General features: G+C 70.3%; 9 protein-coding genes. 8 read left to right on the top strand and 1 reads right to left on the bottom strand.

Features of this window, described 5'->3' with window-relative positions:
• The 4 genes from SD626R_RS17045 to SD626R_RS07990 form a co-directional block, all read left to right on the top strand.
• A partial coding sequence (locus tag SD626R_RS17045) for a PGF-CTERM sorting domain-containing protein (protein WP_206751670.1) occupies window positions 1-435 on the top strand: 435 nt, incomplete at its 5' end.
• A 66-nt stretch (window positions 436-501) separates the two neighbouring features.
• Window positions 502-669: an HEWD family protein gene (locus tag SD626R_RS16795; RefSeq protein ID WP_176697298.1), complete on the top strand. Its 168-nt coding sequence runs from the start codon at window positions 502-504 to the stop codon at window positions 667-669.
• A gap of 397 nt (window positions 670-1,066) precedes the next feature.
• On the top strand, window positions 1,067-5,707 hold the full coding sequence (gltB, locus tag SD626R_RS07985; protein ID WP_092565467.1) for a glutamate synthase large subunit: 4,641 nt from the start codon (window positions 1,067-1,069) through the stop codon (window positions 5,705-5,707).
• 132 nt (window positions 5,708-5,839) lie between these two features.
• Window positions 5,840-6,997: a sensor histidine kinase gene (locus SD626R_RS07990; protein WP_092565469.1), complete on the top strand. Its 1,158-nt coding sequence runs from the start codon at window positions 5,840-5,842 to the stop codon at window positions 6,995-6,997.
• A gap of 491 nt (window positions 6,998-7,488) precedes the next feature.
• On the opposite strand, the gene purN is transcribed toward SD626R_RS07990, so the two are convergent.
• Complete coding sequence (purN, locus tag SD626R_RS07995; protein ID WP_092565471.1) at window positions 7,489-9,093, bottom strand: phosphoribosylglycinamide formyltransferase; 1,605 nt, start codon at window positions 9,091-9,093, stop codon at window positions 7,489-7,491.
• A gap of 168 nt (window positions 9,094-9,261) precedes the next feature.
• On the opposite strand from purN, the gene purB reads away from it, so the two are divergent.
• The 4 genes from purB to SD626R_RS08015 all read left to right on the top strand — a co-directional run.
• A complete protein-coding gene (purB, locus tag SD626R_RS08000; protein ID WP_092565473.1) occupies window positions 9,262-10,722 on the top strand; it encodes an adenylosuccinate lyase in 1,461 nt (486 codons plus the stop codon).
• Between the two features lie 96 nt (window positions 10,723-10,818).
• Entirely contained in the window at window positions 10,819-11,157 is a 339-nt protein-coding gene (locus tag SD626R_RS08005) for a zinc ribbon domain-containing protein (RefSeq protein ID WP_092565475.1), read from the top strand.
• 87 nt (window positions 11,158-11,244) lie between these two features.
• Window positions 11,245-12,174, top strand: coding sequence for a sensor domain-containing protein (locus SD626R_RS08010; RefSeq protein WP_092565477.1), 930 nt, complete (start codon window positions 11,245-11,247; stop codon window positions 12,172-12,174).
• A 52-nt stretch (window positions 12,175-12,226) separates the two neighbouring features.
• A partial coding sequence (locus SD626R_RS08015; protein WP_092565479.1) for a hypothetical protein occupies window positions 12,227-12,864 on the top strand: 638 nt, incomplete at its 3' end.

Genomic DNA, 12,864 nt, shown 5'->3' on the forward strand with positions numbered 1-12,864 from the left:
GGGATCGCTGAGACGCCGGGAGCGGGATCTCCGCCCGGGAGTCCGGAAGCGGGCGACGGCGGCGACGGGGCACGAGTCGGCCCCGGTCGGAGCGGTGTCCGGTTCGAAGGCCAGTGGGGTGCAGGCGTCCGGAGGGGCGCGCGCGACGGCCCGAGCCGATCGCCCGTGGCCGTCGCGCCCACGGGTACCGGCTCCGCCGCCGGAGACACCGCGTCGGAAGCGGACGAGAGCCGATTGGGCGTGAGCGACGGTGAGGCGAGCTCGCCCGCGACGGCGTCCGACGCGGAGGCCGGAGAACGGGCGACGCCGACATACGAGGACGCGCCGGTTCGGGCGACCGCCGAGGACGTACCTGGCTTCGGACCGGTCGGCACCCTGATCGCGCTCCTCCTCGCCGGGAAGATCGCCGGATTCCGGCGAGTCTCGGGCTCCTGAGGCCGGGGGCGCGCCGCGGTCGCGGACGGCGGTATCCTTTTGCTGGCCCGCTCCCTTCTATCGCCTATGAGCGTGACCATCACCCCGCCACGGGAGCGCGAGTGCGAGCTGTGCGGTCGCCGGGAGCGGTGGGACGAGGACGCCACCGGCTGGCAGATAGCCGACGAGCCGGGCGAGGTCTACTGCATCCACGAGTGGGACATCAACGGGACGTTCGCACCGCTTCGCGAGTGACCGACGCCGTATCGGGGCGACCGGCGATGCCGGTGTCGGCGCCGTCAGCGACCGAACTCCCTCCCGTCTGCGGACCGATGTCCCGCTCCATCGATGGGGAACCCGAACGCGTTCGCTCGCCGATTCGGTGTCGCTCGATTCGGTATCGCTCGACCGGCCGATCGGTCCGGAGTTGACGAAGACAAACTGATACGCCGAATACGCGCCCGTCCGGGTGGAAATTCAGATTTCCGTTGGATTAGACCCAGACGTCGCGAGATACAACTGATCGAACGGGAATCGTGGCAACGGTTATCCACCCCTGATGAATAATTACCTTATATTCCCTAATGTGTGTACGAGGGATCCTACCCGTATCAGGGTCATACCTTTAAGCGATCGTCTGTGAGTGGGAGGTATGACCGAGCCACGTAGTAACACCCGAGGGAGTTCGGAGTCCTCGGGCCACGGTGGGGGGCTTGCGACGGTATCGGACGAGCGATCGAACTGCGGGATCGGCGGGATCGTCGACCTCGACGGAGACCCGAGCCACGACACGGTGACCGACGCGGTCAGGTTGCTGGAGAACCTCGAACATCGGGGCACCACGGGCGCGGAGGAGAACACCGGTGACGGCGCCGGGATCATGGTCGCGCGTCCGGACGAGTTCTTCCGCGACGTCGTCGACGCCGACCTGCCCGACGAGTACGCGGTCGGCTCCGTCTTCATGCCGACGGAGGGGAGCGTCCAAGCGGAGATCCACGACGTCATCGCCGAGGTGTTCTCCGTCTACGGGCTGGAGGTACTGGAGTGGCGCTCCGTTCCGACGGATAACGCCGACCTCGGTGCGACCGCGCTCGACTCCGAGCCGGAGGTCGCCCAGCTGTTCGCCGCGCCCGTCGAGGGCGCCGGCCTCGCCGAGCGGTTCACCAGCGAGGGGACGCGACCGGACGACGTCGACCCGGAGCTGCTCGGCTTCGACCGCGCGCTGTACGCGGCGCGACGCGAGATCGAGAACGCGGTCAGCGACGTCGACGGGGCCGGGCGGTTCTACGTCTGTTCGCTGGACCGCCAGCGCGTCGTATACAAGGGCCTGCTGAAGGGGTCGCAGCTCGCCGACTACTTCCCCGACCTGACCGACGAGCGGTTCGCGAGCCACGTCGCCTTAGTCCACGCCCGGTTCTCGACCAACACGCTGGGCGCGTGGCATCTCGCGCACCCGTACCGCAACATCGTCCACAACGGCGAGTTCAACACGATCCGCGGGAACGTCAACTGGATGCGCGCCCGCGAGAACGACCTCGATCACCCCGCGTTCGGCGCCGAGCTCGACACGATCAAGCCGGTGATCGACGACCCGAACCAGTCGGACACCGCGAGCGTCGACAACGCGGTCGAGCTCCTCCTCCAAGCCGGCCGGGACCTCCCGCACACCCTCCGGATGCTGATCCCGGAGGCCTTCCGCGACGACGACCTGATGGACGCGGCCCGCACCGACTTCTACGACTACCACGCCTCGCTCGTCGAGCCGTGGGACGGTCCCGCCCTCGTCATCGGCTTCGACGGCGAGCAGGTCGCCGGCGTCCTCGACCGCAACGGGCTCCGCCCGTGCCGGTACGAGGTGACGGACGAGAACCGGCTGGTCGTCGGCAGCGAGGTCGGGGCACTGCCGACCGACCCCGCGAACGTCGAGCGCCGCGGGCGGCTTCAGCCCGGCGAGATCTTCGTCGCCGACCCGGAGGAGGGACGGATCGTCCCCGACGACGAGGTGTTCGCCGAGCTCACCGACGAGAGGTACGGCGAGTGGGTCGAGGAACGTCAGGTCGACCTCGACGACGTAGCGAGCGAGGTCGAAGGCGAGACGGAGATCGGCGGCGCCGAGGACGACGATTCGACCGTCCGGGCCCACCAAGCCGCGTTCGGCTACACCACCGACTCGCTGAACCACCTCGTCGAGCCGATGGCGAAAGACGGGAAGGACCCGGTCGGCTCGATGGGCGACGACACGCCGCTGTCGGTGCTCGCCGACGTCGACCGCCCGCTGTTCACCTACTTCAAGCAGCTGTTCGCGCAGGTGTCGAACCCGCCGATCGACTACATCCGCGAGGAGCTCGTCACCTCGCTGGAGACCCGGATGGGGAACCAGCGGAACCTGCTCGACGAGACCCCGGAGCACGCCGAGCAGATCGTCTCGGACTCGCCGATACTCACCGACCCCGAGGCGGCCGCGCTGAAGGCGCTGGACGGCGAGCCCGTCGACGGCGACGGGCCGGCGTTCGACTCGGCGGCGGTCGACATCACGTACGACCGCGACGCGTCGCTCGTCGACGCCGTCACCCGGATCCGGAACGAGGCCGCGGCGGCGATCCGTGAGGGCGTCGACGTGGTCGTCCTCTCCGACCGCGCGGTCGGCCCGGACCGGCTCGCGGTCCCGAGCCTGCTCGCGACGGGCGCGGTCCACCACCACCTCGTCCGGAACGGGCTGCGGAACCGCGCCGGAATCGTCGTCGAGTCGGGCGAGCCGCACGAGGTGCACCACGTCGCGACGCTCGTCGGCTACGGCGCCGACGCGATCGACCCGTACCTCGCGTACGACTCCATCGCGGACGTCGTGGCGGGGCCCGACGGCGCCGACGAGGAGGAGGCCCTGGCGGCGTACCGCGGCGCCCTGGAGGACGGGCTCCTCAAGACGATGGCGAAGATGGGCATCTCGACGATGGAGTCGTACCAGGGCGCCCAGATCTTCGAGGCGGTCGGGCTCGCCTCCGAGTTCGTCGGTGAGTACTTCGAGGGGACCGAGATCCGCACCGAGGGGATCGGGGCCGAGGAGATCGAAGACGACCTCCGGACGCGCCACGCGATGGCGTTCGGCGCCGACCCCGAACTGGCGACCACGGGCGAGTACGAGCACCGCTCGTCGGGGATCAAACACGGCTGGAACCCGCAGACGGTCGGGACGCTCCAGCAGGCGGTCCGCGGCGGCGACTACGAGCAGTACCGGGAGTTCGCGGAGCTGGTGAACGACCAGTCCGAGGAACTCCAGACGCTCCGCGGGCTCTTGGAGTTCGAGTCCGACCGCGACCCGGTCCCGGTCGAGGAGGTCGAGCCGGTCGAGTCGATCGTCGAGCGCTTCTCGACGGCCGCGATGAGCCTCGGCAGCATCTCGCCGGAGGCCCACGAGAACAACGCGATGGCGATGAACCGGATCGGCGCGAAGTCGAACACCGGCGAGGGCGGCGAGCCGCCCGAGCGGTTCGACACCGAGAAGGAGTGCTCGGTCAAGCAGGTCGCCTCGGGCCGGTTCGGCGTCACCGCCGACTACCTCGCGAGCGCGGACGAGCTGCAGATCAAGATGGCGCAGGGGTCGAAGCCGGGCGAGGGCGGCCACCTCCCCGGCGAGAAGGTGAACGAGATGATCGCGCACGTCCGGTGTTCGACGCCGGGCGTCGGGCTCATCTCGCCGCCGCCGCAACACGACATCTACTCGATCGAGGACCTCAAGCAGCTCATCTTCGACCTGAAGGCCGCGAACCCCGACGCCGACGTCAACGTGAAGCTGGTGTCGGAGGCCGGCATCGGCACCATCGCGGCCGGCGTCGCGAAGGCGAACGCGGACGTCGTCCACGTCTCCGGTCACGACGGCGGGACCGGGGCGTCGCCGAAGACGTCGATCAAGAACGCGGGGCTCCCCTGGGAGCTCGGGCTCGCCGAGGCGAACCAGATGCTCCGCGCGACCGGCCTGCGCGACCGCATCCGCGTCACTGCTGACGGCGGGCTCAAGACCGGGCGCGACGTGGCCGTGGCGGCCGCGCTTGGGGCCGAGGAGTACGTGTTCGGCACCGCGTCGCTCGTCACCTCCGGCTGCGTGATGGCCCGGCAGTGCCACGAGAACACCTGTCCGGTCGGCGTCGCGACCCAACGAGAGGACCTCCGCCAGCGGTTCCCCGGCCAGCCGGACCACGTGATCAACTACATGACGTTCATCGCGCAGGAGTTCCGCGAGATCATGGCCGAGCTCGGCTACACCGATGTCGAGGAGTTCGTCGGGCGGCCGGAGCTCCTCTCGCAGCGCGAGACGGACCACGAGAAGGCGAAGCACCTCGACCTGTCGGCGGTGATCGCCGAGCCCGCGGGCGACGCCCGTACCAAGACCCGCGAGCAGGACGACGCCGACATCGAGGACCTCCTCGACTGGGACCTCATCGACGAGGCGGCCCCGGCCATCGAGGACGGCGCGCCCGTCGCACTCACCCGCGACGTGGAGAACGTCGACCGCGCGGTCGGCGCGACCCTCTCGAACCGCGTCGTCTCCGAGCACGGCGGCGAGGGGCTCCCCGACGACACCGTCACCTGCCGGTTCGACGGCTACGCCGGCCAGAGCTTCGGCGCGTTCCTCGCGTCGGGCGTCACCCTGGAGCTGACCGGCGCCGCCAACGACTACCTCGGAAAGGGGCTCTCCGGCGGTCGGATCGTCGTCAACACGCCCGAGGAGGCCGGCTACGACCCCGCCGAGAACGTCGTCGCCGGTAACGTCGGCCTCTACGGCGCCACCGACGGCGAGGCCTACGTCAACGGCGTCGCCGGCGAGCGGTTCGGCGTCCGAAACTCCGGCGTGAGGGCCGTCGTCGAGGGCGTCGGCGACCACGGCTGCGAGTACATGACCGGCGGGGTCGTCGCCGTGCTCGGCGACACGGGGCGGAACTTCGCGGCCGGGATGTCCGGCGGCGTCGCCTACGTGTACGACCCCGACGACCGGTTCGACGACCGCGTGAACCGAGGGATGGTCTCCGTCTCCGAGACGCTCGACGAGTCGGACGAGCGCATGCTCCGCCGCCTCGTGGAGAACCACCGCGCGTACACCGGGAGCGACCGCGCGGCCGAGCTGCTCGACGACTGGCCCGCGGCGCTGGACGACTTCGTGCGCGTCTTCCCCGACGCGTACGCCGACGTCATCGCCGAGGGCAAGGGCGCCGACGTGCGCGACGAACCGCCGGCGCCGGCCGAGGCCGTCCCGGGCGCCGCGACCGACCCGACCGGACAGGCGTCGAGCGACGACTGATCCGGGCGGCGGCCGGCCGGTCGTCTCTGTCGGTAGTTTTAATCGATCGTCGCCGTCGAGGATGTCGGGATCGACACCGTCCGGTTTAACCCGAGCGGGGACTTCAATACGATAACACAGCCGTGACCGACGATGAGTGAAGGGATCTCGGAGGGCGACGCCCTCCGTCGAATGTACCGGATCACCGCCGATCAGGAGCGGTCGTTCGAGGAGAAGCTCCCGGAGCTGTTGGACCTGGGTCGCGCGTACCTCGACGTGGAGACCGGCTTCCTCACCGAGATCGACGACGAGACGCAGGTGATCGTGGACGCGCGCGGCGACCACGAACTGCTGCAGGCCGGCCGGAGCTGCCCGCTGTCGAAGGCGTACTGCAGGCGGACCGTCGACCTCGACGGCGCGCTGACGGTCCAGCACGCCCGGGTCGAGGGCTGGGAGAGCGACGCCGCATACGAGGAGTTCGGGCTGGAGGCGTACATCGGCGCGAAGGTCGTGGTCAACCGCGAGGTGTACGGCACCTTCTGTTTCGCCGACACCGAGGCGCGGGACCGCCCCTTCTCGGACGACGAGGAGACGTTCGTGGAGCTGTTGGCCCAGTGGGTCGGCTACGAGCTGTTCCGGAAGCAGGCGACCGATCGGATGCAGCGCCAGCGCGATCAGCTGGAGGAGTTCACGCGGGTCGTCTCGCACGACATCCGGAACCCGCTCGGAATCGTCGACGGCTACCTCGACATGGCCGAGCGGACCGGCGACCCGGAGCACTTCCAGCGGTGCCGCGACGCGGTCGACCGGATGGAGTCGCTGATCGACGACCTCCTCTTCCTCACGCGGGAGGGGCAGACGATCGGCGGCCGCGAGGAGATCGACCTCGCGGCGCTCGCCGACGAGTCCTGGTCGTTCGTGGGCGCCGAGGCCGCGACGCTCTCGGTCGAGACCGACCGCGTCGTCCTCGGCGACTGGAGCCGCCTCCAGCAGGTGTTCGAGAACCTCTTCCGGAACAGCGTGGAACACGGCGGCAGCGACGTGACGGTCCGGGTGGGCGACCTCCCGGACGGGTCCGGGATCTACGTCGAGGACGACGGGAAGGGGATCCCCGAGGACGAGCGCGACGACGTGTTCGTCGACGGCTACTCCACCGCCGCCTCCGGCACCGGGCTGGGGCTGACGATCATCCAGCAGGTCGTCTCGGCGCACGGCTGGGAGGTCGCGGTGACCGAGAGCGCCGAGGGCGGGGCGCGGTTCGAGATCAGCGGGATGGAGTTCGTCGAGTCGGAGCCGGACGGCGGCGAGTAGCTGAGGGGCTCGGTTGCGGTCGAGACGGGCACGGCTGCGGTCGATTGCGGGAGTGAGTATCGTCCATCGTGATAAATCTGGGTTATAAACCCGATCGCTGTGTGGCTATCAGCTGTCTGTGAGTAATCGACGCTTCCGCGGTGAAGGTCTCTAAAACCTCGGTCGCTCTGCGATAATCTGCTGACTCTAGATCGGTGATGAGGACAGCCAAAGCCCCAGCCGCGAGGACGACGCACGCTCGCTGCGCTCCTCGTCACTCGCTTCGCTCGCTCCTACGGTGCTTGCGTCGCCTGCGTCGTCCTCGCGGCTGCCCCTTTGAATCCCACCCCGCACAGCGCAGCGACCGCACCTCACGCCTCCCCAACCTCGTCAGTCGTCCTCCGCTTCGCTCCGGACGACTGACTCCCTCGCACGCGCTCCTTCGCGGCCGCCGATGGCGGCCGCTCGGAGGCGCGCGCCAGCGCATCGATTTTATAAATGATTGTCGTCGCTCAGTCGTGGCGGAAGCAGCGCGAGCCGGTGAACGCCATCGCCATGTCGTGCTCGTCGGCGGCGGCGATCACGTCCTCGTCGTTGACCGAGCCACCGGGCTGGATCACGGCCTCGACCCCGGCCTCGGCGGCCTCCTCGATCGCGTCCGGGAACGGGAAGAAGGCGTCCGAGGCCATCACGGCGCCCTCGGCGGACTTCCCCTCGGCGTCCTTCTCGGCCTTCATCGCCGCGAGCGTCACGGCGTCGACGCGGGACACCTGCCCCATCCCGACGCCGACCGTCTCGGTGCCGGTCGCGAACAGGATGCCGTTCGACTTGACGTGTTTGAGCGTCTTCCACGCGAACGTCATCGTCTCCAGCTGCTCGTCGGTGGGCGCGCGCTCGGTGACGACCTCCAGGTCGTCGGCGGTCGGCGACTGGAGGTCCCGCTCCTGCACGAGGCGGCCCCCGACGATCGGCTTCTCGGTGAACCGCTCGGCGAAGCGATCGTCGCCCTCGCCGAGCGGGCCCACGTCGAGGACGCGGAGGTTCCCCTTCTCCCGGAGCACGTCGAGCGCGCTGTCGGTGTAGCCGGGCGCGACGACGACCTCCTTGAACGAGTCGGCGACCGCGTCGGCGGTGTCGGCGTCGCACTCGCGGTTCAGGGCGACGATGCCGCCGAACGCCGACTTCGCGTCGGTCCGGAGCGCGCGGTCGTACGCGTCGGCGAGCGCGTCGCTCGTCGCGCAGCCGGCCGGGTTCGTGTGCTTGATCACGGCGGCCGCGGGGTCATCGAACTCCTTCACGAGGTTCAACGCGGCGTCGGCGTCGTTGTAGTTGTTGTACCCCATCCCCTTCGCGCCGGGATTCAGCTGGTCGGCGCCGACGACGCTCGCCTCCTCGCGGCCGTCGTCCGCGTAGAGCGCGGCGTCCTGGTGCGGGTTCTCGCCGTAGCGGAGCGTCTCGGCGCGTTCCTCGGAGACGAACCGCCGCTCGGGGAAGTCGCCGCCCGCGTCGCCCGCGACGGTCACGCTCACGGGGGCGCCGTCGCCGTCGCGCTCGACCGTCACGCGGTCCTCCGCGAACCACCGGACCGCACGCGGGTACGCCGTGAACTCGGCGTCGCGGAGCACCCGCTCTTTCAGCGCGTCGGCGTCGTCGTCGCCGTAGACGGGGACCGGTTCCTGGGTCACGATCGGGCCGTCGTCGACGACCTCGGTGACGACGTGGACGGTGCAGCCCGTCGTCCGGACGCCGGCGTCGAGCACCTGCTCGTGGGCGTTCATACCGGGAAACGCGGGGAGCAGGGAAGGGTGGACGTTCAGCGTCGTCGGCGTCGCGTCGATGAACTCGTCGGTGAGCACGCGCATGTACCCGTCGAGACAGACCAGATCGAAGTCGTAGTCGGCGAGCCGGTCGAGGAGCCGCCGCTCGTGGGACGCGCGCGACTCCTCCGCCTCGCGCTCGACGACCTCGGTCGGGATCCGGCGCTCCGTCGCGGCCTCCAGCACGGGCGCCTGCTCCCGGTTCGTCAGGACGACCGACAGCTCCGCGCCGCCCGGCGCGACGTCGGCGATGTGTCTGAGGTTCCGCCCCCGGTTGCTCGCGAGTCCGGCGATCTTCATACGCGACCCGTCCGACCGATCGCGTATATCGATTGCGGTCCGGAGCGCCGGAATATCCACGTACGCGGATAGTATCGACCGACCGGGGGCGAAAAGGGGATCGACCTATCCACGTCCGTGCGTCACGCCATCGACACGCTTTTGCTGGCTCCGGGGGCAGTCGCGGACATGACCGACGACCCCGAACCGACGGGCGACGGCGCTATCGACGGCCTGTCGCGGTCGGACCCGCTCGCGGCCGTCTCCCCGCTCGACGGGCGCTACGCCTCCCGGACCGCGCCGCTGTCGCCGTACGCGAGCGAGGCCGGGCTCATGCGCGCCCGGACCCGCGTCGAGGTCGAGTACCTGATCGAGCTGGCCGCGCTCGACGCCACGCCGATCGCGCTCGACGAGGGTGCCGAGGCGGCGCTGCGCGGCGTCTACGAGGAGTTCTCGGCGGAGGACGCGCGCCTGATCAAGGCGCTCGAAGTCGAGGGCGCCGAGGGGTACGCCGCGACCAACCACGACGTGAAGGCGGTCGAGTACTTCCTCCGGGTGCGGCTGGACGAACTGGACGACGACGAGACGGTCGACGACGCCGAGGCGCTCTATCCGTGGATCCACTTCGGGCTCACCAGCGAGGACGTCAACAACCTCGCGCATCGGCTCCTCGTCAAGCCGGCGGTGAACGAGGTGCTGGTACCGGCGGTCCGCGAGGTCAGGGACGCGCTCGCCGACCTCGCGCGGGAGCACCGCGGGACGCCGATGCTCGCGCGCACCCACGGTCAGCCCGCGACGCCGACGACGTTCGGCAAGGAGATGGGGGTGTACGCCGCGCGGCTCGGCCGCGCGCTCGGCCGCGTCGTCGTCGCGAACGGCGACCTCTCCGGGAAGCTGGCGGGCGCCTCCGGCACCTACGCCGCCCACGACGCCGCCTACCCGGACGTGGACTGGCGGGCGTTCTCCGAGTCGTTCGTGCGCGGGCTCGACTTAGAGCACACCCCGCTCGCGACGCAGGTGAACCCCTGCGACGACCTCGCGGCGCTGTTCGACGCGCTGCGGGGCGTCAACAACGTGCTCCTCGACCTGGACCTAGACGCGTGGCTCTACGTCTCCGACCGCTACCTCGGCCAGCGGGCGGTCGAGGGCGAGACCGGCTCCTCGACGATGCCGCACAAGGTGAACCCGATCGACTTCGAGAACAGCGAGGGGAACCTCTCGAAGGCGAACTCCGATCTCACCTTCCTCGCGGACTACGTGACGAGCTCGCGGCTCCAGCGCGACCTCTCGGACTCCACCGTCAAGCGCAACGTCGGCGCCGCCCTCGCGCACTGTCTCATCGGCTACTCGAAGGCCGAGGACGGGCTCGCGAAGGTCGTCCCGAACGAGACCGTCATGCGTGAGGAGCTGGCGGCGACCCCGGAAGTGATCGGCGAGGCGGTCCAGACGATCCTCCGGCGCGAGGGCGACACCGACGCCTACGAGCGCGTGAAGGAGCTGACGCGCGGGCGGTCGGTGACGCTCGACGACTTCCGCGAGCTGTTCGGCGACCTCGACGTCGACGAGGACGTGCGCGAGGAGCTGCGGGCGCTGACGCCGGCGGGATACGTCGGCGTCGCCGACGACCTCGTCGACGAGATCGACGAGTAGACGGCGGGGTCGGGGGTCTCCGCGGTCGACGAAGCGGCGCCGCGGTCGCCGAGGGCCCCGCAAGAGGTTTGTCGGTGGCGCGAGCAGATAGGACCGATGCCCTCCGACAACGACGACGAGACCGAGTACTCCGCCTTCGGCAACGAACCGAGCGACGAGTGGAGCGAGGCCGGGGACGGCGGGCGCGCCGACCCCGACGCGGCCGCGCCCGGACCGGAGTCCGAGTCGCTGGCGGCCGGTGACGACGACGGCTGTCCGAAATGCGGACACGAGGGGACGGAGACGGACGAGATCGCGACCAGCGGCACCGGCCTCACGAAGCTGTTCGACGTGCAGAACCGGTCGTTCGTCGTGGTCTCGTGCGCGAACTGCGGCTACTCGGAGCTGTACAAGGGCCAGTCGGCGGGGAACGCCATCGACTTCTTTATCGGCTGAGCGCGGCGGGAGACCGCGGTCCGCGGCCGGTCCGCGGTGACGAGAGCGACCGATTTATGTCGGCAGCGAAACCTGTTTCGACCGCGCATGGTCTCCCGCAGAAGCCCCTCCGACCTCCCGGTCGTCGGCGTCGTCGTCGACGGCCGAACGTACAGGCACCTGTTGTACCTCCTGCTCGCGCTCCCGCTCGGGTTCGTCTACTCGACGGCGTTCGCGTTCGGCGTCGGGATCGGGCTGGCCCTCTCGGTCGTCCTCGTCGGTCTCGTGATCCTGTTCGTGACCCTGATCGGCGCCCGACTCGCCGCGGGGTTCGAGCGCCGGCTCGCGAACGCCCTGCTCGGGACCCGCCTGCTGCGCCCGGACGACCTCGCCGACGCCGACGGCGCGCTCGCCGGCGTCAGGAAGTACGTCGACGCGCGCTCGACGTGGGCGGGCGTCGGGTTCCTCTCACTGAAGTTCTGGGTGAGCCTCTTCGCGTTCGTCCCCTTCTTCCTGCTGGCGAGCGCGCTCCCGCTGGTCGTCTCGCCCCTTCGGTACCCGTACGAGGCCGAGTTCGCCGAGGTCAACGGCGAGCCCGTGACGTGGGCGATCGACACGCTCCCGGAGGCGCTCGTCGCGCTCCCGATCGGCGTCGCCGGCGTCCTCCTCGCGCTCCACGTCACGAATCTCGTGGCGTACGCGGCCCGACAGATGGCCCTCGCGCTGCTCGGTCGGTCCGAGCGGGACGGGTCCCGGGCGGTGGTGTCCGAGACGGACGACGGGCCGCCCGCCACCGACCCCGGGAGTGGCGAGGCCACGACCCCTGACGCCGACGGCGACGATTCCGAGGCCGCCGGCGACGACTCCGACGCCGCGGGAGTCGATCCCGACGAAGGCGGCGAGTTCGACTTCGTCGGCGATCCCGAGCACGACGCGGGCGAACGCGACACGACCGACACCGACACGACCGACACCGGCGCGTCCGGCCCTAACGCGGCCGACCGCGGGTCACGCGGACGCGACGACGACTCCCGCTGACTCGGGGACCGCTCCCCGAGCGACTTATTCGCGTGCGGTCGTCAGAGGGGTTATGGCACCGTCGCTGGTCAACGCCGCCTTCGGCGCGCTGCTCGCGGCCGCCCTGCTCGGCGCCGCCTTCGACCGGCGTTCGGTCGCGGTCGTCGTCGCGATCGCGGTCCTCCCGGACCTCGACGCGGTCGCGAGCCTCGCGGTCCCCGGCGCGACGAACGCCCTCCTCCACGCCGTCTGGCTCCCGCTCGCCGCCGGGGTCGCTCTCTACTGGGACACCCGGATCGGCGACGACTCCCGACTTCGCGAACGAGCCGGGCGACGGGGCGTCCGGGTTGCGTGGGTCGCGCTCGCCGCGTTCCTCGTCGCCGGGATCGGTCCGGACCTGTTCGGCGGCGAAGGCGTGAACCTGCTGTATCCGCTCCACGACGCCTACTACCTCGTGGACGGGGGGCTCCTCTTTTCGACCGAGGACGGGGTCGTCCAGACGTTCGTCACGTTCGGCGCGGGGGGACCGGGCGTCCTCCCGCTTGAGACGCTCGGGACGACGGAGTCGTACGCGATAGCGTCCTTCGCGAACCCCGACGGTCGGCCGGGCCTCTCGCTCGGCGCCGACCGCGAGCTCGACCTCGTCCGGGCGGGGTGGCAGCTGGTCGTCGTCGCGAGCGCGGTCGCGCTCCTCGCGGTCCAGTTCCGGCG

This window comes from Halorubrum sp. SD626R, assembly GCF_001261915.1.
Taxonomy (GTDB): Archaea; Halobacteriota; Halobacteria; order Halobacteriales; family Haloferacaceae; genus Halorubrum.